25 protein-coding genes are annotated in these 23,829 nt (G+C 63.6%); 7 read left to right on the top strand and 18 right to left on the bottom strand.

Annotation, left to right across the window (positions count from 1 at the left end; genetic code table 11):
- From SJY33_RS10255 to SJY33_RS10270, 4 genes are all read right to left on the bottom strand, one after another.
- Nucleotides 1–2,037, bottom strand: coding sequence for a chemotaxis protein CheA (locus tag SJY33_RS10255; RefSeq protein WP_379922659.1), 2,037 nt, complete (start codon nucleotides 2,035–2,037; stop codon nucleotides 1–3).
- On the bottom strand, nucleotides 2,034–2,399 hold the full coding sequence (locus SJY33_RS10260; RefSeq protein ID WP_379922660.1) for a response regulator: 366 nt from the start codon (nucleotides 2,397–2,399) through the stop codon (nucleotides 2,034–2,036). Before SJY33_RS10260 ends, SJY33_RS10255 begins: the two co-directional genes overlap by 4 nt.
- Entirely contained in the window at nucleotides 2,396–2,692 is a 297-nt protein-coding gene (locus tag SJY33_RS10265) for an STAS domain-containing protein (RefSeq protein ID WP_379922661.1), read from the bottom strand. The genes SJY33_RS10260 and SJY33_RS10265 overlap by 4 nt, the downstream gene beginning before the upstream one ends.
- Nucleotides 2,693–2,897: 205 nt before the next feature.
- Nucleotides 2,898–3,227, bottom strand: coding sequence for a nuclear transport factor 2 family protein (locus SJY33_RS10270; RefSeq protein ID WP_379922662.1), 330 nt, complete (start codon nucleotides 3,225–3,227; stop codon nucleotides 2,898–2,900).
- A gap of 106 nt (nucleotides 3,228–3,333) precedes the next feature.
- On the opposite strand from SJY33_RS10270, the gene SJY33_RS10275 reads away from it, so the two are divergent.
- Together SJY33_RS10275 and SJY33_RS10280 are read left to right on the top strand one after the other, a co-directional pair.
- The gene (locus SJY33_RS10275; RefSeq protein WP_379922664.1) at nucleotides 3,334–4,290 is read left to right on the top strand and encodes a LysR family transcriptional regulator; all 957 of its coding nucleotides are present in this window, start codon (nucleotides 3,334–3,336) and stop codon (nucleotides 4,288–4,290) included.
- A gap of 24 nt (nucleotides 4,291–4,314) precedes the next feature.
- Complete coding sequence (locus SJY33_RS10280; RefSeq protein WP_379922665.1) at nucleotides 4,315–6,507, top strand: putative bifunctional diguanylate cyclase/phosphodiesterase; 2,193 nt, start codon at nucleotides 4,315–4,317, stop codon at nucleotides 6,505–6,507.
- Here the strand turns inward: SJY33_RS10280 and SJY33_RS10285 are convergent, their stop codons facing one another.
- Together SJY33_RS10285 and SJY33_RS10290 are read right to left on the bottom strand one after the other, a co-directional pair.
- Nucleotides 6,508–7,017, bottom strand: coding sequence for a DUF6702 family protein (locus SJY33_RS10285; protein ID WP_379922666.1), 510 nt, complete (start codon nucleotides 7,015–7,017; stop codon nucleotides 6,508–6,510).
- Nucleotides 7,014–9,440 (bottom strand): M1 family aminopeptidase, encoded by a 2,427-nt coding sequence (locus SJY33_RS10290; RefSeq protein ID WP_379923569.1) that lies wholly within the window; start codon nucleotides 9,438–9,440, stop codon nucleotides 7,014–7,016. Before SJY33_RS10290 ends, SJY33_RS10285 begins: the two co-directional genes overlap by 4 nt.
- A 145-nt stretch (nucleotides 9,441–9,585) precedes the next feature.
- Between SJY33_RS10290 and SJY33_RS10295 the strand changes: the two genes are divergently transcribed.
- Nucleotides 9,586–9,774, top strand: coding sequence for a DUF5522 domain-containing protein (locus SJY33_RS10295; RefSeq protein ID WP_379922667.1), 189 nt, complete (start codon nucleotides 9,586–9,588; stop codon nucleotides 9,772–9,774).
- An 18-nt stretch (nucleotides 9,775–9,792) separates the two neighbouring features.
- On the top strand, nucleotides 9,793–10,905 hold the full coding sequence (locus SJY33_RS10300) for an S-(hydroxymethyl)glutathione dehydrogenase/class III alcohol dehydrogenase (RefSeq protein ID WP_379922668.1): 1,113 nt from the start codon (nucleotides 9,793–9,795) through the stop codon (nucleotides 10,903–10,905).
- Nucleotides 10,906–10,930: 25 nt separating this feature from the next.
- Here the strand turns inward: SJY33_RS10300 and SJY33_RS10305 are convergent, their stop codons facing one another.
- Nucleotides 10,931–11,482, bottom strand: coding sequence for a flavin reductase family protein (locus tag SJY33_RS10305; protein ID WP_379922669.1), 552 nt, complete (start codon nucleotides 11,480–11,482; stop codon nucleotides 10,931–10,933).
- A gap of 165 nt (nucleotides 11,483–11,647) precedes the next feature.
- Between SJY33_RS10305 and SJY33_RS10310 the strand changes: the two genes are divergently transcribed.
- The 3 genes from SJY33_RS10310 to SJY33_RS10320 are packed head-to-tail and all read left to right on the top strand — an operon-like array spanning nucleotide 11,648 to nucleotide 15,213.
- The gene (locus tag SJY33_RS10310; protein ID WP_379922670.1) at nucleotides 11,648–12,757 is read left to right on the top strand and encodes a GNAT family N-acetyltransferase; all 1,110 of its coding nucleotides are present in this window, start codon (nucleotides 11,648–11,650) and stop codon (nucleotides 12,755–12,757) included.
- A complete protein-coding gene (locus SJY33_RS10315) occupies nucleotides 12,750–14,279 on the top strand; it encodes a lipopolysaccharide biosynthesis protein (RefSeq protein ID WP_379922671.1) in 1,530 nt (509 codons plus the stop codon). Before SJY33_RS10310 ends, SJY33_RS10315 begins: the two co-directional genes overlap by 8 nt.
- A 55-nt stretch (nucleotides 14,280–14,334) precedes the next feature.
- Nucleotides 14,335–15,213, top strand: a complete 879-nt coding sequence (locus tag SJY33_RS10320) for an alpha/beta hydrolase (RefSeq protein ID WP_379922672.1) — start codon at nucleotides 14,335–14,337, stop codon at nucleotides 15,211–15,213.
- 38 nt (nucleotides 15,214–15,251) lie between these two features.
- On the opposite strand, the gene SJY33_RS10325 is transcribed toward SJY33_RS10320, so the two are convergent.
- The 11 genes from SJY33_RS10325 to SJY33_RS10375 are packed head-to-tail and all read right to left on the bottom strand — an operon-like array spanning nucleotide 15,252 to nucleotide 23,824.
- Nucleotides 15,252–15,620: a hypothetical protein gene (locus tag SJY33_RS10325; RefSeq protein WP_379922673.1), complete on the bottom strand. Its 369-nt coding sequence runs from the start codon at nucleotides 15,618–15,620 to the stop codon at nucleotides 15,252–15,254.
- A gap of 9 nt (nucleotides 15,621–15,629) precedes the next feature.
- Entirely contained in the window at nucleotides 15,630–17,060 is a 1,431-nt protein-coding gene (fliD, locus tag SJY33_RS10330) for a flagellar filament capping protein FliD (protein ID WP_379922674.1), read from the bottom strand.
- A gap of 30 nt (nucleotides 17,061–17,090) precedes the next feature.
- Nucleotides 17,091–18,230 (bottom strand): flagellar biosynthesis protein FlhB, encoded by a 1,140-nt coding sequence (locus tag SJY33_RS10335; protein ID WP_379922675.1) that lies wholly within the window; start codon nucleotides 18,228–18,230, stop codon nucleotides 17,091–17,093.
- On the bottom strand, nucleotides 18,231–19,022 hold the full coding sequence (locus SJY33_RS10340; RefSeq protein ID WP_379922676.1) for a flagellar biosynthetic protein FliR: 792 nt from the start codon (nucleotides 19,020–19,022) through the stop codon (nucleotides 18,231–18,233). It abuts the gene before it with no gap.
- Between the two features lie 4 nt (nucleotides 19,023–19,026).
- On the bottom strand, nucleotides 19,027–19,299 hold the full coding sequence (locus SJY33_RS10345; protein ID WP_379922677.1) for a flagellar biosynthetic protein FliQ: 273 nt from the start codon (nucleotides 19,297–19,299) through the stop codon (nucleotides 19,027–19,029).
- 10 nt (nucleotides 19,300–19,309) lie between these two features.
- Complete coding sequence (gene fliP, locus SJY33_RS10350) at nucleotides 19,310–20,122, bottom strand: flagellar type III secretion system pore protein FliP (protein WP_379922678.1); 813 nt, start codon at nucleotides 20,120–20,122, stop codon at nucleotides 19,310–19,312.
- Entirely contained in the window at nucleotides 20,122–20,409 is a 288-nt protein-coding gene (locus SJY33_RS10355; RefSeq protein WP_379922679.1) for a flagellar biosynthetic protein FliO, read from the bottom strand. The genes fliP and SJY33_RS10355 overlap by 1 nt, the downstream gene beginning before the upstream one ends.
- Nucleotides 20,409–20,762, bottom strand: a complete 354-nt coding sequence (locus SJY33_RS10360) for a FliM/FliN family flagellar motor switch protein (RefSeq protein ID WP_379922680.1) — start codon at nucleotides 20,760–20,762, stop codon at nucleotides 20,409–20,411. Before SJY33_RS10360 ends, SJY33_RS10355 begins: the two co-directional genes overlap by 1 nt.
- Entirely contained in the window at nucleotides 20,759–21,739 is a 981-nt protein-coding gene (locus SJY33_RS10365; protein ID WP_379922681.1) for a FliM/FliN family flagellar motor switch protein, read from the bottom strand. Before SJY33_RS10365 ends, SJY33_RS10360 begins: the two co-directional genes overlap by 4 nt.
- Nucleotides 21,736–22,329 carry a flagellar basal body-associated protein FliL gene (gene fliL, locus SJY33_RS10370; protein ID WP_379922682.1) on the bottom strand — a complete coding sequence of 198 codons (594 nt, stop codon included), beginning with the start codon at nucleotides 22,327–22,329 and terminating at the stop codon, nucleotides 21,736–21,738. The genes SJY33_RS10365 and fliL overlap by 4 nt, the downstream gene beginning before the upstream one ends.
- A gap of 52 nt (nucleotides 22,330–22,381) precedes the next feature.
- Nucleotides 22,382–23,824, bottom strand: a complete 1,443-nt coding sequence (locus SJY33_RS10375; protein ID WP_379922683.1) for a hypothetical protein — start codon at nucleotides 23,822–23,824, stop codon at nucleotides 22,382–22,384.
- Nucleotides 23,825–23,829 lie beyond the last annotated feature (5 nt).

Consider the following 23,829-nt stretch of genomic DNA (forward strand, 5'->3'; position numbering starts at 1 on the left):
TTATCCGGCGGCACGAAGCTGCTCCTCCCGGTTCTGGCCGAGGGCAACCAGCTGGACCACATCGAGGATCAGCGCCACGCCGCCATCACCCAGAATGGTCGCGCCTGAAAAACTCGGGATCGTTCGATGCAGGCTCGACATGGATTTGATCACGGTCTGATGACTGCCGATAATCTGGTCGACGACCAGCCCCACCCGTTCGCCGCCGGTGGAGATGACAACGATCTTCTGGAATGGATCGGGCCGTGTGCCGGTGTCGAACAGTTCGCGCAGCCGAAGAAAGGGCACCAGCCTATCGCGCAACTGGATCATGCTGCGTCCGCGCGAACGGATATCCTGTTCAAGGCTGAGTTCGAGGCATTCTTCGACCGCAGACAGCGGGATCACATAATTGCCGCCCCCGACACGCACCAGAAGACCATCGATGATGGCGAGCGTGAGCGGGATGCGCAGCGTGATGGTCGAGCCTCTGCCGGGTTCGCTGACCATGTCGATTTGTCCGCGCAGCCCTTCGATCGTGCGCTTGACAACATCCATGCCGACGCCGCGCCCGGACAGATTGGTCACTTCGGCAGCGGTCGAAAAACCCGGCTCGAAGATCAGCTGGAGAAGTTCGGTGTCCGTCAGGGATTGGCCCGGCTGGATCAGGCCGTTGGCCTCGGCCTTGGCGCGCACGCGTTCCCGGTTGATGCCGCGTCCATCGTCCTCGATCGTGATGAGAACCTCGCCGCCCGTCTGCTGCGCGCATAGCCGTATCTGCCCAGCAGCTGGCTTGCCCGATGCACGGCGCTCTTCCTCGGTCTCAAGGCCGTGGTCACAGGCGTTTCGGATCAGGTGGACGATCGGATCGGCAAGCCGTTCCGACACGGTCTTGTCGATTTCGGTGCTTTCGCCGTCTGTTACCAGATCGATGGTCTTGCCCGTTTCGCGCGCCAGATCATGCACCAGACGGCGAAAGCGTCCGAACAGCGCTGCAATCGGGACCATGCGAAGCACCATCATGGTGTCGCGCAATTCGTTGGCGAGCCGTTCCACCTCTTCGGAAATCGAACGCAGCGCGAGTTCGCCTGCTGGCCCGGTAACGCCGCCGCAGGCCAGCTGGGCTAGGCGGCTTTGGACGATCACGAGTTCACCGACGCGGTCCATCAGCACATCCAGACGTTCTGCGGGAACACGCACGCTTTCGCCTGCCGGCTTGACGGGACGGCTGCTTTCACCATCGCCCGCCCCTTGCGTGGCGTGTGCCGGAACGGCGGCGTGCATGTCCGTGGCAACCGGCAGCCCCGCCTCGCTAATATCCGCACGGGCCGCGTTCGACGTTCTTTCGATAAGCAGTTCCATGTCATCCATGACAAAGATGAACACGTCCTCGATTGCCTCACGCGTCACAGCAGCCGGCAATTCAACGTCCCACGCAATATGACATTGCACGGGGTCCAACGCGTCGAGCGCTGGGATCGCATCGGTCAATGCTGCAATTCGCGTAGCCCCAAGATCGCGCAATTCGTCTAGCAGGAGCAGCGGATTGGTGCCGTTGGCCATGGCTTCGGGCGGCAGACGGAAGTGGACATGCCATGGTGCATCGCAGCCCGCGTCACCGGAATCGTTACTGGTGGACGTCCCGACCGAATGACCAGGGGCCTTCTCTAGCGGGGCGCCGCTATCTGCACCCATGGCGGCCTGAAGACGCTGGAGAATAGCAGCACTTTCGGCAGCGTGATCGTCACCCGAGCGCACCACCAGCGCGCGCATGTGGTCCATCGCCGACAGCGTCACCGCGACAAGTTCGGCCGTTGCCGGCACCTGACCCTTGCGAACCCTGTCGAACGCACTTTCGCAGTGGTGGGTGAAGGCTGCCAGCGCATCGAAGCCGAACATCGCGCCCGAGCCCTTGAGCGTATGCATGCCGCGAAAGACCGTGTCGATCAGATCACGGCTGTCCAGCCGATGGGTCAGATCGAGCAACGCCTGTTCGGTCGTATCGAGCAGTTCTCCGGCTTCGGTCCGGAAGGTTTCGGCCGGGTCCATCGCGGTCATGCGCCCAGAACCTTGCGGGTGACCTTGAGCAGATGATCCGGCACGAAGGGTTTCACCAGCCACCCGGTCGCACCGGCAGACTTGGCCTCCTGCTTCATGGCGTCATCCGACTCGGTCGTGAGAAAGATGATCGGTGTTCCCGCCTGAACCGGCAGCTTGCGGATCTCGCGGATCATGTCGAGCCCGTTCATATTGGGCATGTTGAGATCGGTGATGATCAAATCGAACTTGGCGGCGGCTGCCTTGGCGAGTCCTTCCGCACCATCGGCAGCTTCGGCGACATCATGGCCAGCGCCGGACAGGGCGATACGAATGGCCATGCGGATGCTGGCGGAATCGTCGACCGTGAGGATCGATGTCATTGGACCCCTCCCTCAAGCCAGAACTGGCGCGCCTGCGCGTTCCCGTCGGCCAGAAACCCGGCGCGTTCGAGCAGGGACACGAGATGAGGCGAGGCCGGAGCGGCAAGCCGGAAACGCTTGCCCTTGGCAGCAGCCGACTTACGTGCAGCCTCCACCAGCTGAAGGAAACTCAAGTCCGCATCTTGAAGCTGCGATAAATCGAGCTCCGGATCTTCGTGGATCTGGATTTCTTCAAGCATCGCAGTGCGGATGCCTTCGATCACTTGTATGTTGATACTATCGCGGACTGCCAAAACCATATGTCTTAACCGAACCCATCTTTGGGAAGGGGTCTACACAGCAGGTATGACTTATCGTCCCCGACCGATTAGCGGAGACCACGCTGACATCTGTTAGCGTATCGATAGGCATCTTCGGCACATCCGGCCAAAGCCGCGCGTTCACGCCGCGAAAGGCGGAACCGGCGCGGACGCGGCTTCGGCCAGCGGCGCGGGGGGATCACGGCGCAATCGTGAGCGCGGCGATCAGCCCGTCTTCAATCGCAAAGGCATAACGCAAATCCACCGGGCTGCCGGGGAAGTTGCCTTCCAAGCGGGCTGTCACGACATGCTGCCCCGCAGCCTGCGCCAGCGCGAAAGGTTCGACGGTGTAGGTGTATTGCGACGAGGCTTTCGCCAGCCACTGCCGGATCGCCGCGTGGCCTGCATAGGTGTTGCCTTCATCGATCACGGTTCCGTCGGGTGTGAAACAGGCAGCCAGCGCCGCCGGATCGCGGTGTTTGTCGGCCGTAAAATAACGCGCGATCGGTTCAGGAAGATCAGGTTTCATGGTGGTTCTCGATATTCAGGACAGTGGGTGCCTGACCGCAATAGCGCTTTGACGCTGTCCGGATAAGCAGGATAAAAGCGGACGGCGCGTTATCGAAAGCAGGACAATGCGAAATTACAGCCTCAGCGATTTCGACGCAGTTCTGGCAATCGGGCGGCATGGTTCGTTCCGTGCCGCTGCGCTGGATCTGGGGATGTCCACCAGCGCGCTCAGCAGCACGATTGCCAGGCTTGAAACCCGGCTGGGCGTACGGTTGTTCAATCGCACCACCCGCAGCGTGGTTTTGACCGAAGCAGGCCGCAGGTTTGTCGCGCAGGTTGCGCCCGCGCTGGCGGATATTCAACAAGCGCTCGATGCGGTCCGCGCACAGCAGGACACGCCTGCGGGCACATTGCGGATCAACACCTTTGCCACAGCAAGGCGCGAGATACTGGCACCGCTGGTGCTGGAATGCCTGCGCCGTTTTCCGCAGATCCGGATCGATGTTGTGACCCAGAGCAATCTCATCGATGTCGTCGCCGGCGGGTTCGATTTCGGCATCCGCAGCCGCAATCTGATCCCGAGTGACATGATCGCTATCCCGCTGGGCCCGGTGCGCCGTCATGCCGTGGTTGCCGCGCCCGGATACCTTGCCGAACATGGCACACCGGATGTGCCTGCCGATCTGGCCGCCCACGCCTGCATCCGCACAGCGCTTCCCAACGGCGCTTTGCTGCGCTGGCAATTTGAAGCGGAAGGAGCGCCTGTGGCAGTGGATGTGGATGGGCCGCTGACACTCGACGACCCCAGCCTGGCCCGGATCGCGGTGCAGGCCAGGGTCGGGATCGGCTACTTCATGGAATCCGACGTCTGTGAGGATATCGCTGCCGGGCGGCTTGTGCGGTTGCTGGCGGACTGGACGCCGCCGCTGTCCCCGCTTTGCCTGTATTATCCCAGCCGCCGCAATCCGCCTGCCGCTTTCCGCGTGTTCGTGGAGCTGGCACGCGAACTGGCGCGCGCACAAGGCGACCGCCCAGACCGCGCGCCTGCGGAAATGCGCGGGCCCACAGCCACGCTTTCTTAAGGCCTTTCAAGGCAAGGGACGGCTGTGAAGAACGATCTCCGTCTTGATGGCATCCGCAATCTTGGCCTTCCGGAAATTCCTGATCGCGATGTCTTTTCCCGGATCACCCTGCTGGCAACGATGATGCTGGATTGCCCCATCGCGCTGCTGTCTGCGGTGGAGGATACGCGCCACTGGTTCCTGGGCTGCACCGGCACCGATCTGGATGAAACCCCGACCGAAGATTCATTCTGCGTCATGTGCGTGCAAAGCGAAGAACCGCTGCTTATTGCCGATGCACGCCAAGATCCGCGGCTTTGCGGTAGTGCGCTGGTTACAGGCGCGCCGTTCATCCGGTCTTATCTTGGCGTGCCGATCCGCACTGATGATGGCGTGCTGCTGGGCGCGCTGTGCGCGATTTCCCATGAACCCGGCGCCTTTCGCGCCGAACAGATCGCCTCACTTGCGATGCTGGCACAACTCGCCGAACAAAGCCTGACGCTGCATGCCCGCACCCGCGCGCTCAGCCTCGCCAATGCCGCGCTTCAGCAGACAAGCCAGATATTCCGTCAGGCCGAACGCGCGGTCAATGTCGGCAGTTGGCGGGTTGATATCGCCACACGGCGCCTGCACTGGTCCGATCAGGTCTATGCGATCACCGGACTTGATCCGGGCCATTCGGTCAGCGTGCCCGATGCGGTGCACATGTACCATCCCCACGACCGCCAGATGGTAAGCGATGCGTTGCGCGACACCATCGAAGACGGCAAACCGTTCATGTTCGAAACCAGCATTCGCCGCCGCGATGGCGAACCCCGGCGCATTCGCGTGGTTGGCGAACGGATCGATATGGATGGCAGGCCCGACAGCGTCGCCGGTATCATCCTTGATTGCACCGAAGAACACCTGCGCAATGTCGCACTGAAACGCGCAGCCGAACGCGACCAGCTGACCGGCCTGTACAACCGTGCCTCCTTTGACCGGCGGCTGGCAGGCGCGATGCAGAAGGTCGAAACCGAGCCTGTGACCATTGCTCTGCTCGATCTGGACGGGTTCAAGGAAGTCAATGACACGCTGGGCCACCTTGTTGGCGACCGTGTGCTGGAAACGATCTCCGAACGGCTCAAGACGCGGATGGCGCCGGGAATGTTTCTGGCCCGCTGGGGCGGCGATGAATTTGCGATGCTGTTTCCCACGTCCATGCCGCTTGCTGCGGTAACGGCGTTCCTTGAAGACGTCCTGATCGAACTTGACGATATGCCGCCGCTTGGCAGCACGCTGTTGAAGATCGGTGCGACCTGCGGGGTGGCGCGGATGACGACGCAGGCCAGCAGCGAAGAAATCATGCGCCGCGCCGATCTGGCCTTGTACCGCGGCAAGGATGCCGGACGCGGTGCGGTTGTCTGCTGGGATGAACAGATCGAAGCCCGCCAATCCGAACGCCAGAAAGCCATTGCCCAATTGCGCGGCGCGCTGAACCACGGCCGCGCGATGGCGGCCTATCAACCGATCGTCGATCTGGAAAATGGTGCGATCGTCTCGGTCGAGGCGCTATTGCGGCTGCGCGATGAAGATGGCCGGCTGCTGGAAGCGAGCGAGGTTTTTGCAGCATTGCTCGATCCCGAATTGTCGCGGCGGGTCAGCCGGGTGATGCTGGATTCGGTGGTGGCCGATGGGCCTGCGATCCTGGCGCTGTTCGGGCCGGACACGCGCATCGGGCTCAACCTGTCCGAAGCAGATCTGCGGCGCGGCGATTTTGTGCAGCATCTGATCGATGTGATCGACGACAGCCCGCTCACCCCGCGCAACATCACCATCGAAGTCACCGAAACGATGCTGATCGATGCGGGCGGGCAGTTGCGCGCTTCGCTGGCGATGCTCGATGATTGCGGCTTCACCATCTGCCTCGATGATTTCGGCACCGGCTTTTCATCGCTTACGCATCTGCGCGCCTTCCCCATACACAAGGTCAAGATCGACCGCGATTTCATCGCTGCGATTGCAGAGGATCATCAGGCGCGGCTGATCATTCAGGCGATCATACAGATGGGCGGCAATCTGGGGCTGCGTGTGGTGGTGGAAGGGGTTGAAACCGAAGAGCAGGAACTGTTCCTGCGCGCAATCGGGTGCCCGCTGGTGCAGGGGTACAGATATGGCCGCCCCGCGCTGCTGCCGGACTTGCTGGCAGCCTTTGGCGGCCAGCGCGAAACGGGCGCGCCGCTGCGTCTGCGTGCGTGATCAGCGCGTCAGCACGGCTGACTGCGGCACATCGCCGGATCGAAAAACAAAGGTCGCAGGCTGGGTGCCGCTGCCGATATTGACGCGGTTTTCCTGCCGCGCCCAGATATCGGTCAGGATTTGCGAATTGACCCGAAGCGTCGGCGTGGCGCCGTCGGAAACGGGCGTTTCCTGATAGACCCACAGGTTGCCGCCGGTGATTTCACTGCCGACATAATCCGGCGTGACAATCGCGCCATCGATCGTAAGCAAAAACCGCCGCGTGACATACCGCGCAAACGCTTCGCGGCTGTCCGCGCTGGCGATGATGTCGGCATTGTCCGCGCCCTGAAAACGCAACGCATGTTCGGCATCGTGCAGCGGCACCTGATGCGCGATCTCGATTGTGTGCGTGCGCGGGTTGAGCGCGACCGTGGTGATCGCGATCTTCTGCTGATGCGCGGCAGCAGAGCCGGCCCCCAGCGGGGTCAGCGCCAGCGCCGCCAGTACCAGCAGCCCGCGCCAGCTCACTTGCGGTCCTTCACCGGTTCGGCCCCTGCCGCTTCACCCATCAAATCACGGCTGACGCGCGATTTGCTGGTTTCGTCCTTGAAGGCTTCGATCCGGCTGGGAATGATGCGGCGCGGGTAATGGTTGTTTTCCAGATCCGCATCGCCTGTCTCCCAATCGGGATCGACCACCACCTGCGTCAGTTTCTTGCCTTTGGGATAAACCAGCAGCTTGGACACCTCACGCGCATTGCGGCGCCAGATTTCGGCCGGGATGTTGAGCTTTTCAGTCGACCCGTCGTCAAAGGTCAGGCCAAGGATGATCGGCATCACCAATCCGCCCTTGTTGGTGAAGTTGAGCACGTAGTAATTCGCGTCTTCCTTCACCGCCCGGTCAAAGGCTGCGCGTTCCCACGGCAGCAGCCCGTCGAGGAAATCGGTGTAACCCTTCTGGTCCTTGGGGGTGACGGTGAACTGATCGTTTTCGTCATAGAAATCGGTCACGCCGGGGTTTTCCAGCACCCAGATCGGCAGACGCTGTTCGCGGTTGAGACCAATGCCCACGGGCGCGGGTTCGTCAGCACGTTCCCGGCGGCGACGCGGCAGATCGATGTCGGGATCCTTGCTGTCGATCTTGAGGCTGTAGATCGAATCCAGCGCGATATCGACGTGATCGGTGGTGTAGAACCATCCGCGCCAGAACCAGTCGAGATCGGTGCCCGACGCTTCTTCGATCGTGCGGAAGAAGTCAGCCGGCGTCGGGCGCTTGAACTTCCAGCGGCGGGCATATTCCCTGAGCGCAAAATCGAACCGTTCGCGCCCGATGATCGTGTCGCGCAGCAGATGATACGCCGCGCTGGGCTTGCCATAGGCATTTGCGCCCAAGTCGGTGATCGAATCCGATTGCGTCATGATCGGCTGCTGATTGCTCGAAACCATGTAGCTGACCAGATCGCGCGGCAAACTGCGGGTCCACGGCATGTCCGGGTCCCATTCGTAGCCGGCGACTGAATCGAGAAAGGAATTGAGCCCTTCGTCCATCCACGTCCATTGGCGTTCGTCCGAATTTACGGTCATCGGGAAATAGATGTGGCCGATTTCGTGGATCACCACGCCCACCAGCCCCACCTTCGTCGCTTCCGAATAGGTGCGGCTGCCATCGGTGTTGAGGATGGTGCGGGGTCCGTTGAAGGTGATCATCGGATATTCCATCCCGCCAACCGGCCCGTTCACGGACTGTGCGGTGGGATAGGGATAATCAAAGCTGAAGCGGGAATAGACCTTCATGGTGTGCACCACCGCGGCGGTCGAATACTTCTTCCACAGATCGCCGCCTTCCTTGGGCCAGAAGCTCATGGCCAGAACGGTTTCGTGTTCCGCGCCGGGCTGCTTGTGTCCTTGGGCATCCCAGATGAACTTGCGGCTGCTGGCCCAGGCAAAATCGCGCACGTTGGTGGCTGCAAATTGCCATGTCTTCTGGCCGCGCGGGTTGCCCGCTTCAGCGGCGGCGGCTTCCTGCGGGGTGACGATGAACATGGGCGCATCGGCATTCCGCGCCGCATCCAGACGTTGACGCTGCGCAGCGGTCAGCACGGCTTCGGGGTTCTGGAGAACGCCGGTGGATGCCACAACGTGATCGTCGGGCACGGTCATGGTGACGTTGTAGTCGCCAAATTCCAGTGTGAATTCGCCCCGGCCCAGAAATTCCTTGTTATGCCAGCCTTCGTAATCCGAATAGACCACCATGCGCGGGAACCACTGCGCCAGCAGGAAGATGTCGTTGCCGCCCTTGCGCGGGTCATCGGGGAAATGTTCGTAGCCCGAACGTGCCACCACCGCGTCTTCTTCGACGATGTTGAAGGCCCATTCGATTGTGAATTCGGTGGTCTGTCCGGGCGCCAGTGGTTCGGGAAGGTCGATCCGCATCAGTGTGCCGACGATGGTGTGCGGCAGGTCGGCCCCCGCCAGCGATCGCACCGCGGCGATATCATAGCCATAGGGCCGGTCTGCCATGGCCTGTTGGCGGCGCAGTTCGGACATTGACAGTTTGGTCGGTTCGCCGCCCGATCCCAGTTCCACCTTCGGGCCGCGCCGTCCCGGCCCGCCGAACGCATCGGTAAGTTCGGCCATCGAATCGGTGCGGAAAATGTTCTGATCCAGCTGCATCCACAGCCAGGGCAGGCTGTCGGGCGAATTGTTGGTGTAACGGATCGTGGCGCGCGCGGTCAGGCGGCGGCGGCTTTCATCCAGTTCGGCTGCGATCGTGTAATCGACCTTCTGCTGCCAGTATTCGTGCCCCGGCGCACCGCTGGCGTTGCGGTAGGTGTTGGGAGTGGGCAACACTTCATCAAGCTGGCGGAATTTGTCTTCGTAATTGCCCTTCGTCTGTTCGATCCCCTGCGCCTGGGCGGGGACGGCAAATAGCATGGCAATAAGCAACAGCACGAAACGCAAGGGCGTTCTCCGGGATTAGGGGCAGACCCGGTTGAGAGCGCAAAAGTCCCTTCGGTGCAAGCATCTATGATACGCTTTGCAGCAATTTTGCATCGGGCATGGCGCCGCGAAGAGTTGTCGCCTATTTCGGCAGCCGATGACCGAGCCCCTTTGGCAAACCCTGCACGAAATCGCCTGCGCCCGCGGAGAAAACACCTATCGTGATCCCGATACCGGCTACAGCGTGTTCACACAGATCGCCCATCTGAAGCGCGGCAAATGCTGCGGTTCGGCCTGCCGCCATTGTCCCTACGGGCACACAGCCGTGCCCCGCCCCACCCTTTGATTTCAGGAGACCCGCCCCATGAAAACCCGCGCCGCCGTTGCCTTTGAAGCGAAAAAGCCGCTCGAAATCGTCGAGCTTGATCTGGAAGGCCCCAAGGCGGGCGAAGTGCTGGTCGAAATCATGGCGACCGGCATTTGCCACACCGACGCTTATACGCTCGACGGGTTCGATTCTGAAGGCATCTTCCCCAGCGTTCTAGGCCACGAAGGCGCAGGGATCGTGCGCGAAGTCGGCGCGGGCGTCACATCCGTGAAGCCGGGCGATCACGTTATCCCGCTTTACACCCCCGAATGCCGCCAGTGTAAGTCGTGCCTTTCGGGTAAGACCAACCTGTGCACCGCGATCCGCGCGACGCAGGGCAAGGGGCTGATGCCCGATGGCACCACGCGCTTCAACTACAAGGGCCAGCCGATCTACCATTACATGGGCTGCTCGACGTTCAGCAATTTCACCGTGCTGCCCGAAATCGCGGTCGCCAAGATCCGCGAAGACGCGCCGTTCCAGTCCGCCTGCTACATCGGTTGCGGCGTCACCACCGGGGTCGGTGCGGTCACCAACACCGCCAAGGTGCAGGTGGGCGACAATGTGGTGGTGTTCGGCCTCGGCGGGATCGGCCTCAACGTCATCCAGGGTGCGCGGCTGGCGGGCGCGAACATGATCGTCGGCGTCGACATCAACCCTGAACGCGAGGAATGGGGCAAGCGGTTCGGCATGACCCACTTCCTCAACACCAAGGGCATGAGCCGCGAAGACACCATCGCCGCGATCGTCGCGCTGACCGATGGCGGCGCGGACTACACCTTCGATGCCACCGGCAACACCGAAGTGATGCGCACGGCGCTCGAAGCCTGCCACCGTGGCTGGGGCACCTCGATCATCATCGGCGTCGCCGAAGCGGGCAAGGAAATCGCCACCCGCCCGTTCCAGCTGGTGACGGGCCGCAACTGGCGCGGCACCGCATTCGGCGGGGCCAAGGGCCGCACCGATGTGCCCAAGATCGTCGACATGTACATGACCGGCAAGATCGAAATCGACCCGATGATCACCCATGTCATGGGCCTGGAGGAGATCAACACCGCTTTCGACCTTATGCACGAAGGCAAGTCGATCCGCAGCGTCGTCGTGTTCTAGGCGCAGCGATCCAGCCGCTTGCGTCTTACGGCGCCATTTCGCCGAACCGCCCGCTGAAGAACAACAGCGGGCGGCCCGCGGCAGGGTTCAGTGCCATGCCGTGAACCTGGCCCAGAATCAGCGTGTGATCGCCCGCAGGATGCACTGCAAAGCGGCGACAGACGATATGTGCGATGGCCCCGCGCAGCACGGGCACGCCGCGCGGCCCGGCCTCGAAATTGTCAGCCTCCAGCGAGCTGTCCCCCCGCGCCGCATAGCGCCGGGCCAACGCCTGCTGATCTTCGCCCAGAATGCTGAAGGCAAATTCGTCTGCGCCGGCATAGGCGGCGTAAAGGCTGGCCGAGTTCTGGAGGTTCCAGCTGACCAGCATCGGATCGAGCGACACCGATACCAGCGAATTGATCGTCATCGCGGACACCCCGCCACCCGGCGGCACCAGCGATATCACCGCCACTCCGGTTGCAAACTGGCCCATGAGCTGGCGGAAGGCACGTGTTTCAGCGAGAATATCCGGCGCAGGGGCGGTCAAAGGTATCTCCGGCAAAGTGGGTCGGGTTGCAGCAGGCTGCGCGGCCATCGGCAAGCGGGCTCGCCTTGTCAATCAATGCCGCCCGCTGCGGTTCCAGCAAGATAGCCCGATACGCCGAAACCGCAATTTGCCCCGCCTTTGGTTAACCGCGTGGTTACCGGACGGGGGTATGGCACAAATACGGCCTCGCGCCCCCGGTCATGCAGGTGAGGAATGTACGAAAGCAGGATTGCCGCAGACCGCCTGACGGTGGATGCGGTCAAGGGCTTCCCGCCCGAAATCGATACGCTGGCCGCGCACAACCTGGCGGGCCACGGCTTTCTGCGGGCTGCGTGGTATGCGGCGTGTCCGTCCGATCGCGCAACCACATTGCTGCTGCGGCGCGATGCTGATGGTGATGTGCTGGCCGCAATCCCGACCGTTCCGTTCGGCCCGGCGATGGCGGGCGCGCGCAAGGTTCCCGGGTCATACTGGCCGCTGCGAAGCCCGCTGCTTTCGCCCGATTGTGACATTTTTGCCTTGGCCCGGGCGTTCGATTGCCCCGCGGCGCGGCGGCTTGGCCCGGTGTGGCGCGTGGGCCCGCTGCGTGCCGATAATCCTGCCACCATGCGGCTGATCGCAGCCGCGCAGCTTGCCAATTGGACGGTCCTGTCGCGCAAGGCGGGCACAGGCTGGGTGATCGATCTGGACGCGGCACGCGGCGCGCCCTTCCCCGGTGGTTCGGCTGCGAAAAAACTGCGCGCAGCCTGGCGCAAGCTGGAACAGCGCGGCCATCCGCACTGGCGCCGCATCAGCGGCGATCGCTGGGATGCGCGCACGCTGGGCGATATGGGACGGATCGAATCGCAAAGCTGGATTGGCCGCGCTACCGATGGCAGCGGCGCCAAGTTCCTGACCGAAGAACAGCGCGCGCTGTGGCACCGGGTACTGAAAGATCCCGTTCTGGCTACAAACCTTTCCGCCACCATCTTGATGGTTGATGACCGTCCGGTTGCCTTCACCTTCGATCTAGACGACGGGCCGGTGCAATACAGCATCGCAGGAGGCTATACCGAAGACATGAAATCGCTGGGTGTGGGCAAGCTGGCCAATTACCGCATGATGGCCGATGCCATCGCCGACGGACAAAGGCTGCTGGACATGGGCGTGGGCGATAGCGGCTACAAGCGCGAAATGGGCGCGGCCCCGGCCTATGACATGGCCGATCTGCTGTTCGTTCGCCGCCGTGCAGCGGCCATGATGCTGGCGCCGGTCTGGGGCGCGGCGTTGCCGACCAGCTGCCCTACCGCGGCGATGGAATGGGGCGCCCGTACCAATGGCTGAGGCCGATCCCATCGCTACCCCGCCGCCGATCACGCCGGCGGCCCCGGTCCCGCCACAACCCCCGTCACTTGCCGCGCAGGTGCGCACGGCGGTGATCTGGCGTTCGGGCAGCCAGGTGCTGACCCAAATCGTGTCCTGGGCATCGACCCTGATCGTGATCCGGCTGCTTGCGCCGCAGGATTACGGGCTGTTCGCGATGGCGCAGGTCATGCTGATGCTGCTCAACACCATGAACGGCTATGGCCTTGCCAGCGCGCTAATCCGCGAAGAGGCGGTGTCCGATGAACGCCTGCGGCAGACGCTGGGCATGCTGATCCTGCTGAACGGCGGGCTTGCGCTGACCCAGTTCTTGGCCGCGCCGCTGGTGGCCTTGTGGTTTGAAGAACCGATGGTGACCAATCTGCTGCGCGTGCAATCGCTGCTGTATCTGGCGGTGCCCTTCTGCGCTTTGCCCCATGCCGTTCTGTCACGCCGGATGGATTTCCGCCGCCCCGCACAGGTGCGCCTGGTGGTGGCCCTGGCGGGCGCTGGCACCGCGCTGACCGGCGCATTGAGCGGTTGGGGCGTGTGGACACTGGTGGCCGCCCCGCTTGTGATGATCCTGACCGAAGCGATCGGCATGACGTGGGCGGCCCGGTCGCCTATCCGCCCGATCTTCCGCTTCAAGGGCGCAGGCCACATCGCCGGGTTTGGCGGCATGATGACTGCGACCCAATTGTTCTGGTTTGTCCAGAGCCAGGCCGATGTGATGATCGCAGGGCGCGTGCTCGATGCGCATGATCTGGGCGTTTACACCACCGGCCTGTTTCTGGCGCAGCTGCTCGCTTCGAAATTCGTCCCGCCGATCAACGAGGTCGCCTATGCCGCCTATTCGCGCCAGCAGGGCGAAGGGCAAGCGCAGTGGGGATCATCCGCTCTGCTCGCCACGATCCGTCTGGTGATGATGGTGGGCCTGCCAGCCTATGCCGGGATCGCAGTGGTTGCGCCTGTGCTGGTTCCCGTGCTGCTTGGTGAAAAGTGGCTTGAGATCATCCCGCTGCTGCCCGTTCTGGCTGCGGCGATGGCGATGCTGACGCTGCAAATCCTGTTTGCCCCAGCGACCAACGCACGCGGCTTTCCCGGCATCCCATTGCGGGTAACGATGCTGGGAAGCGTGCTGATGCCGGTGGCGTTCTTCATCGGATCGCATTGGGGCGTGATCGGCTTTGCATGGGGCTGGGTCGGCGGAATGGCGGTGTTGACTGGCGCAACGATCCTGCTGTCACGCACTGTGCTGGGCTTCAGCCTTGTCGGACTTGGCGCCGCGATTGCCCCGCCGCTGGCCGCCGCACTGGCGATGGCCGCCGCGGTCGCCGCGCTGCTGTGGGCGTTGCCGCCGGTGCCCGATCTTGTCGCGCTGGCAAGCGCAGTTACACTGGGCGTGGCGGTTTATCTGGGGGCGCTCCATCTGATTGCTCCGGCTCGGCTGGCCGAAGCCCTGCGGTTCCTGCGCAATCGGGGCGAGGCGCCTTCGTCCGTGTGAATGAACGACAATCTGCGCGATTGACTTGGCGCAGGCGATGCGGTTGGTCCGGTGGATGAACACTGTGCGTCCCCGGCCTGTCACCCGCAGCTATCCCGTCAACGGCATCGATCTTGCCGTGCACCATTGGGCATCAGCAGGTGGCGGCGTGCCGCTGGTCTTTGCCCATGCCACCGGGTTTCACGGGCGCGTGTTTGATGCCATCATCGAAGCTTTCCCCCATCACCCTGCCCACGCGATCGACCTGCGCGGCCATGGCCAATCGCGCGCCGGGCCAATTTCCGACTGGCGGCTGCTTGCCAGCGATGTGGCAGGGTTTCTGGAACAGGCAGATCTGTCAGGCGCGGTCGGTATTGGTCATTCGATGGGCGCGCATACGCTGCTGCAGGTCGCCGCAGATGCACCGCATCATTTCAGCCGCCTCGTCCTGTTCGATCCGGTGATCCTGGCGCCGGAATTCTATTCGCCCGACCAACTGCTTTACACCGCTGAAAACCCGCACCCCGCCATTCGCCGCAAACGCGATTTTGCCAGCGCCGAAGCGATGATCGAACGCTTTGCAGGGCGTGACCCCTATGATCTGTTCGCACCGCGCGTGTTTCACGATTACTGCCGCTACGGATTGGTGCCGGCCGCCGCTGGTGACGGTCTGGAACTTGCCTGCCCGCCCGAAGTCGAAGCCAGCGTCTATGCTTCCAGTCGCAGCAATGGTGCGATCCTTGACGCGGCAAGGCATATCAATTTGCCGGTGCTGGTGATCCGGGCTGCGCACACCGATCTTCAGGATTTCAAAAGCTCGCCCACTTGGCCGAACCTGGCGCAGATCCTGCCGCAGGGCACCGATCTTTACCGGCCCGACATGACGCATTTTCACCCGTTTCAAGACCCCGAAGATGCCGCAAAAATCATCGCGGGCGCGATCGCAGAATGCTGATGTTCTGCAAATGTTTCACGTGAAACATTGCCGCGATCCTATCCGGCAGCAGCCAGCACATCTCTGATATCGCTTTGAATTTCGCTTATGTGCCGAATATTGGCCTGTAGGCAATTGTCTGCGATCTGCCCGGCCAGCCCGCCGTAGAACGCCTTGAGGCTGGGCCCCAGCGGATGATCCGCCGCAACCGATTGCGCCAGCCACACCAAGATCATCTGCGCGCGCGACAATGGTTCGCGAGGAACGCCGGGGGATCGTTCCAGCGCAATCAGCGCCTGACCCAGTGCGGCGCAGGCTTCTTCCAGACAGATCCGGGTCAGGTCAGCGCTGCCCGACGCCTCGATCCGCGCCTCCAGCGCGACCCGGCGATAGGCGGCGGCAGGGTTCCGGCTGAGCATCTGCATCATCACGCGTCCTTATCCGTCACGGTTCGACCAGATATCGATCTGCTGGCGCAGGAACGTCAACGTCGATTGCGAAGCGGCAACGCGGCGCTCCGAAGCGGTGAATTCGCGGGTGAGCCGGTCGCGCAGCAATTCCTGCTGTTCGGCGATCCGGGCCAGCCGTTCGGTGCTGGCGGCGGACTGGGTTTCGAACCGTCGCAGCGATCCGCCCAGCGAACCGGGGTCGGTAACGAGGCTGTTTTCGCGCGCGAACCGGTCCATCGTCGCAAAGACGCCGTTGATCCCGGTGGTGAACATCGCAGCCGCCGCATCCGGCGTATCTTCCAGCGCACGGTTCAATCGCGCCGTATCAAGCCGGAAGGTGCCATCGCGGTTGATCGCAAGACCCAGATCGCCAAGCGTGCGCGGTTCGCCATCGGCCGCGCCCGGCATGACCACGCGGCTGGCCAGCCCCGCCAGATCGCGGCGCAATTCGCGTGCGCCCGGATCGTTGCCCAGCTCGCCCCCCAGCGGTGCAGCCAGCGTGTTCACCTGCGCGACGATATCATTCAGCGCGGTGACGAAGTCCTGCATCACGCTGCCGATTGCGTCGTTGTTGCTGGCAAAGCTCAATGTGGTGGGCGCGCCGCTGTTGGTGGCAGAAAGGTTCAGCGTGAACCCGCCCGGAAGCCCCGTCACGCGGTTGGACGGGCTGGTCATTGCCACGGTATCCAGCAGGAAGGCAGCATCGCGCGCAGTGCCTTGCAATTGGGTGGTGTTTGTCGCCGGGCTCCAGCCAAGATAGCCAAGATCGCCCGGCGCATCGGGCCCGCCTGCCCCTGCGGCTTCGACCACAAAGCCATTGGCGGCGCCTTCGCGGCCCTTCATCACCAGCTGTGCGCCGCCCGTGCCATTGGCGACATAGGCCTGCACCGCCCCGCCGGATGCTTGATTGATCTTGGACGCAAGCGTCGCCAGCGTATCGGTTGCGGTCGCGGCAATCGTGATGGCATCGCGCGCGCTATCGGCGGCAAAACTGGCGCCATCCACCGTGCCGAAGCGCAAGGTCAGCGTGCCTTCGCCGACAAGCGCATCAGCGCTGGTAAAGCTGCGACCCACCAGCGTCTGCGCCTGCGCGATCTGCGTGACTTCCAGCGTGAAATTGCCTCGCGGTGACAGGCCGGGGGGAACAGTGACGGCGGCAACGGCGGGATTGCCAAGCTGGGCCCGCGGCGCAAGATCACCATTGCGCACCCTGTCGCCCAGCGCCGAGGCGAGCCCCGTGACGCTGCCGCGAAGCTGCGAAGCTGCGGAAATCTGCGCTTCGAGCGCGGTCTGGCGCGCAGTGACCGAATTGCGCTGTGCGGCAAAGCTGGCAGCGGAAATATCCGATGCCAGCCGGATGAAATCGACACCGCTGCCCGCACCCAGCGCGGAAATGATCGAAGAGCCTGCGTTTTCCATAATCGTCAGGACGGGCTTGTGCTGTAAAGTTTAAGCATGGTGTTCGGGCCTTCCATCGCCATCGAAGCGCAAGGCGGGTGGCACGTCGATCACCGGCCGACGCGGGCGGTCGCCGCGCTTCAGCGCCAGGACAAAGGCCACCAGCGATGCCAGCGCGACATACAATTCTTCGCGCACCATCTGTTGGGGGCGGGTGGTAAAATAGACCGCGCGCGCCAGCGTGGGATATTCCAGCACCGGCAGCCCTTCCTCGGCCGCGATGTCGCGCATGGCGAGCGCGGTTTCCCCCCGCCCCTTGGCCAGAAGCAGCGGTGCCGGCGCGCGTGCGGGATCATAGGTCAGCGCCACGGCAAAATGCAGCGGGTTGACGATGATGAACTGCGCCTCCTTCATCGCCTTGGCTACGCCGCCGCGGGCCAGATCGCGCTGACGCTGGCGGCGGGCCGATTTCATTTCGGGCGAGCCTTCGGACTGCTTGTTTTCATCACGCATGTCCTGAAAGCTCATCTTCAACCGCTTGTCGCGCTGGAAACGTTGCAGCGGGTAATCGATGGCTGCAATCACCATAAGGCCGATCAGCAGCGCGCCCACCAGCGAGGTAAAGGCACCAAGTGCCTGTCCCAATTGCGCCTCGAGCGGCAAGGTACCCAGCGTCAACAGGCCTGCCGCCCTGTCCCCGGCCCACCACCATGCGATCCCGCCAAGTAGCGCCAGCTTGACCAGCCCCTTGCCCAACTCGATCAGGCCCTGCCAGCCAAGGATGCGCTTCAGGCCTGTCAGCGGGTTGATGCGCGATGGCTTGAACGCGGCATTACCGGCAACAAAGCGGCCGTCCTGCCCCAGCGCCAGCTGCGATACTGTAGTGGCGCCTGCGACAATCAGCCCCAGCGCCGCCACCGGGGGCAGCGCAGCGATGGCCGCATCAACAATCGCTGCGCCCGGCGCAAAGGCATCCAGCGCGTGCCGATCAAAGGTAAAGCCTGCCCGTGCAACGCGGGCCATGCCATCGTTCAGCCAACTGCCCAGACTCATCAGGCCAAGCCCGCCGGCCGCCGTCGCGATCAGGGTGCCAAGCTCCTTTGATCGCAGCACGTCGCCTTTGCGTGCGGCGTCGCGGCGGCGCTGGGCTGTGGGGGCAAAGGTCTTTTCGCCCGGTGTCTCGTCAGCCATTCACCGCGCCTCCGCTGCGATCAAGGTCGATGAATATTCGATCGTGCGTTCGATCACGCCCTTGAACTGGCCCACCATCACCGGCAGCGCGATGATCAGTGCGGCAATTCCCGCCAGCACCCCGGCAGGCAGACCCAGCGCGAACAGGTTGAGCGACGGGGCGGAGCGGGCAATCACCCCCGTTACCACCTGAACAAGCAGCAGCACCAGCACCACCGGAAGCGCAATTGCAGCCGCGGTTGCAAGGCCGTAACCCATGAACATCACAACCGCCTCTGCCCGCCAAGCGCCCAAGGCAAACGCGCCCGCGGGCAGCAGGCGGTAACTTTCGATCAGCAGTTCAAACCACAACAGGTGCCCACCGATCGCGTAGAACAGCAGGCTCAGGACAAGGCCAAAGAACGTCCCCAGCGCGCCGGACTGCGCACCGCTGGCCGGATCGATCGACGTGGCAATGGCAAGACCCATCGTGCCCGAAATCTGTTCGGCGGCAATCAGCGGGATCGCAAAGGCCAGTTGCAGGACGAAGCCCAGCATCAGGCCCAGCGCAATTTCCTGAAGCACTGCGAGAATCGCGGCAAGGCTCAGCATGGCAGGGGGCGCGGCAAGCGGCACCCATGTCGCAACGAAGGTGCCCAGAACGAGCGAAAACAGGATGCGGACCGGCGCGGGTACGGCATTGCCGCTGATCATCGGCGCCGCCATCAGCGCCGCGCCGCAGCGGATCGACAGGAACAAGATGTGCCACAACTGCGCTTCCAGACTGCCCAGCCCGACATCGAGGACATTCATCGCATCACACCGACAAACCGGCAACCTGCGCCATAATTTCGCGGGTGAAATCGGCCAGCAGCCCCATCATCGCAGCGCCCAGCACCACGAAAACCAGCGCGGTTACCGCCAGTTTGGGAATGAAGCTCAGCGTCTGTTCGTTGACCGATGTGGCGGCCTGGATGATCCCGACCACCAACCCCACCAGCAGCGCCGCGATCAGCACCGGCCCGGCGATCAGCGCGGTCACCCACAAGGTCTGATCCGCAAGCGCGAGAAGCGCGGCATCTTCCTGCATCAGCGGCCCCCTAAGCGAAACTGAGGGCGAGCGAACCCATCAGCAGCGCCCAACCATCGACCAGCACGAACAAAAGCAGCTTGAACGGCAGCGATATGATCGTGGGCGATAGCATCATCATGCCAAGGCTCATCAACACGCTCGCCACGACAAGGTCGATGACAAGGAACGGCAGGAAGATCATGAAACCGATCTGAAAAGCGGTTTCCAGTTCGGATGTGACAAAGGCGGGCAGCAGGATCGAAAAGGGAACCTCGGCCCCGTTCTGGAACGTCCCGCCGCCTGCGATGTCGGTAAACATCATCAGGTTGGTCTCGCGCGTCTGGGCGATCATGAAGGCGTGGAACGCCTCGCCCGCCTTGCCGATGGCGGCGTCTGCACCGATCGTGCCCGCGGCATAAGGGGCGACAGCCTGCGCATTCACCACGTCAAGCGTCGGGGCCATCACGAACAGCGACAGGAACAGCGCCAGACCTGCCAGCACCTGCCCCGGCGGCGAACCCTGCAACCCCAGCGCCTGCCGCAAAATCGCCAGCACCACCAGAATGCGCAGGAAACTGGTCATCATCAGCACCAGCGCAGGCAGGATGGTCAGCAGACCCATCACCACCAGCAACTGCAAGGACATGCTCAGCGGGCTATCTTCCCCCGCCTGTCCATCACCCAAAGCGCGTTCGATTGCCGAGCCAATGCCCGCGGCGATCGGATCGGGGGCGGCCAGTGGTGGGGGCGGGGGCGCGGCATGCGCCAGTTCGGGCATCAGCAACATGGTTAACGCCGCCAGGCACACCCATGCGCCGCGCACTGCAGCAAGACTGCGCATCAATCCGTCTCCGGCAGCGTGATTGCAGGCGCTTCGCTTAACCGTACAAGGCCGTGCCGCGTGCAACCCAGCAGAATTTCGCGGTCATGAAAGCGTACCACGGCAAGCTTCATGCCGGGCGCGATCAGGCTGGTCTGGACAAGCTGCAGATGCCGGCCCGCGTTGCCAGCCCCCGGCGCGCCGCCGTGCAGCCGGGTTTGCAGCCAGCGGGTCAGCCACAGGCTTCCCCAGATCAGCCCCGCCAGCAGCGGCAGCAGCAGCGCAAGCCGCAACAGATATTCGACCATTACGCCAGCCCGTCATCGGCGGGAATAACCGGATCGGACGGCGCCGCGGCCATGGGCGCAACAGCGCCCGGCGGTGGGGGGACATTCTGCCCTTCTTCACCCACGAGGCTTACGATCCGCAGTGCAAAGCGCCCCTTTTCGGCCACGACTTCGCCGCGCGCGATCACGCGGCCATTGGCGGTGACATCCAGCAATTCATCGGTCAGCCGGTCCAGCGACACCGTGCTGCCTTCTGCCAGCGACAACACATCGCGCAGGCACATTTCGGTGCGGCCCAATTCGACCGAAAGACGCACCGCGACATCGCCGAAGCGGGCAAACGGGGCGGGGGTAATGGGTTGATAGGCAGTCATGGTGCGAACCCCTGAACAGAAACGGAAGCGGGAATACGGGTAAGGCGGATTGCCATGCGGTCTTCAGCGGTGCCGACGGTGCCGTGGCCAACCACCGTGTCGCGCACCATCAGCGGCACCTGCCGGCCCATGGCCAGCGGGATGACATCGCCGGGTGCAAGCGACTGCAACCGCGCAAGCGACAGGTCGAAATCGGCAAGCACCACGTGAAGCGGCAAGGGTATGGCTGCAAAGGGCGCGGCTTGGGGATCGGGGGCACAGTGCGCAGCGCCCGTCTTGGCCCGCTGCACAGCACCGGGAAGCAATCGGCCCATCCGGTCGGCCGCAACGGCAAGGCTGGCTCGCCAGGTGCAACCCTGACGGTTGACGATTTCGAGCGTGAACAGCAACGCTTCGGCATCAAGCGCAAAGGGCTTCAGGCGCACCGCGCTTTCGCTGCGCACGATCACATCCCCGCCCCCTGCGCCGCCGCCCCCGCCGCGCGTGCCGATGCTCGCAGGCGGCGGCATGTCGCCGTAACTTGCGCGGGTCATCGCGCAGGCAATCATGGTGGCGGCTTCCTCGGTCAGCAGGGCGGCCGAACGCGGCAGGGTGTCGGGCACCGCGCCCGTGATACGGCCATCCCCGCCAAAGCTGCGATCCGTCAGCGCGATGGCGGTGGCAAGATCGAAGCTCAAAAGCGCGGTTTCGCCCGCCACTCCGCACCGCAGCAGCGAATTAGCCGCCACCTGCCCGATCCGCCGCAAGGCATCGGCGCCGGACATGCGTTCGGGTTCGGAAATCGCAACATCCAACCGATCGCCCGAAAGCAGGCCCGACAGATCATCAGCCAGCAATCGCGCCAGATCACGGCGCCATGCCGATAGCAGCGCGGCGTTTTCTTCCGGGCGCGGGCCGCGGGCCAGACTATGCCCGATCAGTTCGGCACAATGCACCGCAGCCGGGTGCGCTGCGGCAAAGCCTTCGCCCATCTTCATTGGACCAGGAACCCGCGAAAGTGCACGGCATCCACGCCGCCAAAACCTTCGTTGTCTTCCAGCACGTGATTGACCGCCTTCGTCAGCCGTTCGGCAAGGCGTTTCTTGCCTTCGACATCATAGGCTTCGGCTTCGGTCGTGGCGGCAAGCTGCGCAAGGATGGCCGAACGGATGGCAAGTTCGTGGTTCTTCACCCATTGCAGCACGCGGCCATCGCGGCGGGTCGACACGGCCAGTTCGACCTGCACCAACCCCGGCGAATCCGCGAGGTTTGATGTGAAGCTTTCGGCAAAGGAATAATAGGCGGTGCGATACTTGCTGCCCCCTTCGCCATAGACGGGTGCAGCGGCATCCTTTTCCTTTTCGGCGCCAGGCAACGTGTAAGGATCGTCTTCGCCCTTTACCACGAACTTGGGTTCATCGGGCTCATTCGCGCCGCCGCCGCCGATAAGGCCCATTGCGAAGGCGCCATAGGCCCCTCCTGCCCCAAGCCCGAGCAGCAGCACCGCGCCCAGCACGATCTTGATCAAACCACCCTTGCCGGACTTGCCGCCGCCTTCGCCTTCGGCCTTGTCCTTACCCTTGGCCATGCCCTGTCAGCTCCCTGTTCTTGTCCGTATCGTCGCGCTGCCCTGCAAGGGGTCAGGCGAACATGCCGCGTGCGTGCCCGGCGGTGCTGCCACCGGCATCCCCTTCGTCCTCAGCAGAGGCCGCAAGTGCGGCCGCGGTCGAAGTTCGGCGGTGGTCCGGCGCAGCATTGCCGTCTCGATCAGACGATTGGCCCAGGTATGGTTGCGAGCCTGCCTGCCCCCCACTAGGGGATGCTCCGTAGCGGGAGTCCGATGTCCCGTTCTGGTTCGCGCCGTGGTGGCCCGCGGGGGTGCCGTTGTCGGCGCTGGCGGACGCTGCCATCATCATTGCACGGTCGCCCAGCGCCGCCTGAATGGCAGGAACGAAGCCCGGATCGCGGCTTGCCAGAACAGCGCGCCAATCCTGCGCGCCGCCGGCCTCGATACGCACCGACACGACGCCGAATTCGGCGTGGCGCACCGTCATTTCGGGCCGCGCGGTGCGCATCGCTTCGCGCAGATCGCCAACTTGCGAGATCGCCGATTCGATCTGCGGGCCCAAGGGACGGCCACCAACCGATCGTCCGGCATCGGAGATCGCGTCCTGCTGCACCGCGACCGCCGCGGACAGCGGTGCCCCTGCTTGTGCTGGCGCAGTCGGTGCTGACCCTTCGGGCGCGGCCACCGGGGGCGCTGGCAATAGCGCAGCGCCGGGTTCGGACAGAGGCATGGCAGAGGGAATGTCCCCGGTCATATCGGCCGCCAGGTTTACCCGCGCAGGAAGCGGCACGTTCGCGCTGGGTGTCATCAGCGCAGTATGCTGTCCCGGAACACGGGCGCTGGTCAGCGGCTCTGTACGGCGGTTCGGGGATGATGGGGCTGGCAATATCGCGCCAGCCGCTGCGACCCGTGGATCGGGCAGCACCGGAGGGGCAACCGCAAGGGAAGGTGTCGCGGTATCGGGTTCAGTCTCCAGTTCAGAAGCGGGTGCAGGGTCGGCCAGCGGCGCTTCTGGTTCAACCTGCGCCGGGATTGGCGTTTGCGGTGCGGCTTCCGGCGCGATGTCTGCGGGGGGGTGCTGATCTGCCAAAGCCGCTTCGGGAAAAGGGCGAGTGGCCGGTACAGCAGCGATCTGGTCGGGCACGGGGGCGATGGTGAAAAGCAATGTCGGGCGATGGTCTGCCGCGGGAAGGCTTGCCTCCGCCGTCGGGACTGTCGCTCCTGAAAGAGGCAACGACTGCGGCAGGGACATGCCGGATTCCGGCAGGGTATTGCCGCCCGGCATCGCGGGATTGGTAGCGGGAACAAGCGCCGATGGTGCCACCCCGGACGGGGCCGAATGCATCGCCCCAGCGCCGGACAAAGCCTGCGGCTGCGGCGGCGGCGGGGGCATCGCGGCGCTCAGCAATCCGGAAAAGTCGAGCCCTGTCTGCCCCGTTTCCCCCGGTTGCGGCAGAACCGCGCCGGGAGGCGGCGCGCTGGCGGCTGCGGTCAGATCAGACAGAAGCGGGATCATCGGCG

It is taken from the genome of Erythrobacter sp. R86502 (assembly GCF_042466465.1).
GTDB lineage: Bacteria > Pseudomonadota > Alphaproteobacteria > Sphingomonadales > Sphingomonadaceae > Erythrobacter.

Coding starts and splice junctions, on each gene's coding strand:
- SJY33_RS10255 (WP_379922659.1), bottom strand. CDS start 2,037: ATGACCGCGATGGACCCGGCCGAAACCTTCCGGACCGAAGCCGGAGAA.
- SJY33_RS10260 (WP_379922660.1), bottom strand. CDS start 2,399: ATGACATCGATCCTCACGGTCGACGATTCCGCCAGCATCCGCATGGCC.
- SJY33_RS10270 (WP_379922662.1), bottom strand. CDS start 3,227: ATGAAACCTGATCTTCCTGAACCGATCGCGCGTTATTTTACGGCCGAC.
- SJY33_RS10275 (WP_379922664.1), top strand. CDS start 3,334: ATGCGAAATTACAGCCTCAGCGATTTCGACGCAGTTCTGGCAATCGGG.
- SJY33_RS10295 (WP_379922667.1), top strand. CDS start 9,586: ATGACCGAGCCCCTTTGGCAAACCCTGCACGAAATCGCCTGCGCCCGC.
- SJY33_RS10300 (WP_379922668.1), top strand. CDS start 9,793: ATGAAAACCCGCGCCGCCGTTGCCTTTGAAGCGAAAAAGCCGCTCGAA.
- SJY33_RS10305 (WP_379922669.1), bottom strand. CDS start 11,482: ATGGCCGCGCAGCCTGCTGCAACCCGACCCACTTTGCCGGAGATACCT.
- SJY33_RS10310 (WP_379922670.1), top strand. CDS start 11,648: ATGTACGAAAGCAGGATTGCCGCAGACCGCCTGACGGTGGATGCGGTC.
- SJY33_RS10315 (WP_379922671.1), top strand. CDS start 12,750: ATGGCTGAGGCCGATCCCATCGCTACCCCGCCGCCGATCACGCCGGCG.
- SJY33_RS10320 (WP_379922672.1), top strand. CDS start 14,335: ATGAACACTGTGCGTCCCCGGCCTGTCACCCGCAGCTATCCCGTCAAC.
- SJY33_RS10325 (WP_379922673.1), bottom strand. CDS start 15,620: ATGATGCAGATGCTCAGCCGGAACCCTGCCGCCGCCTATCGCCGGGTC.
- fliD (WP_379922674.1), bottom strand. CDS start 17,060: ATGGAAAACGCAGGCTCTTCGATCATTTCCGCGCTGGGTGCGGGCAGC.
- SJY33_RS10335 (WP_379922675.1), bottom strand. CDS start 18,230: ATGGCTGACGAGACACCGGGCGAAAAGACCTTTGCCCCCACAGCCCAG.
- SJY33_RS10340 (WP_379922676.1), bottom strand. CDS start 19,022: ATGAATGTCCTCGATGTCGGGCTGGGCAGTCTGGAAGCGCAGTTGTGG.
- SJY33_RS10345 (WP_379922677.1), bottom strand. CDS start 19,299: ATGCAGGAAGATGCCGCGCTTCTCGCGCTTGCGGATCAGACCTTGTGG.
- fliP (WP_379922678.1), bottom strand. CDS start 20,122: ATGCGCAGTCTTGCTGCAGTGCGCGGCGCATGGGTGTGCCTGGCGGCG.
- SJY33_RS10355 (WP_379922679.1), bottom strand. CDS start 20,409: ATGGTCGAATATCTGTTGCGGCTTGCGCTGCTGCTGCCGCTGCTGGCG.
- SJY33_RS10360 (WP_379922680.1), bottom strand. CDS start 20,762: ATGACTGCCTATCAACCCATTACCCCCGCCCCGTTTGCCCGCTTCGGC.
- SJY33_RS10365 (WP_379922681.1), bottom strand. CDS start 21,739: ATGAAGATGGGCGAAGGCTTTGCCGCAGCGCACCCGGCTGCGGTGCAT.
- fliL (WP_379922682.1), bottom strand. CDS start 22,329: ATGGCCAAGGGTAAGGACAAGGCCGAAGGCGAAGGCGGCGGCAAGTCC.
- SJY33_RS10375 (WP_379922683.1), bottom strand. CDS start 23,824: ATGATCCCGCTTCTGTCTGATCTGACCGCAGCCGCCAGCGCGCCGCCT.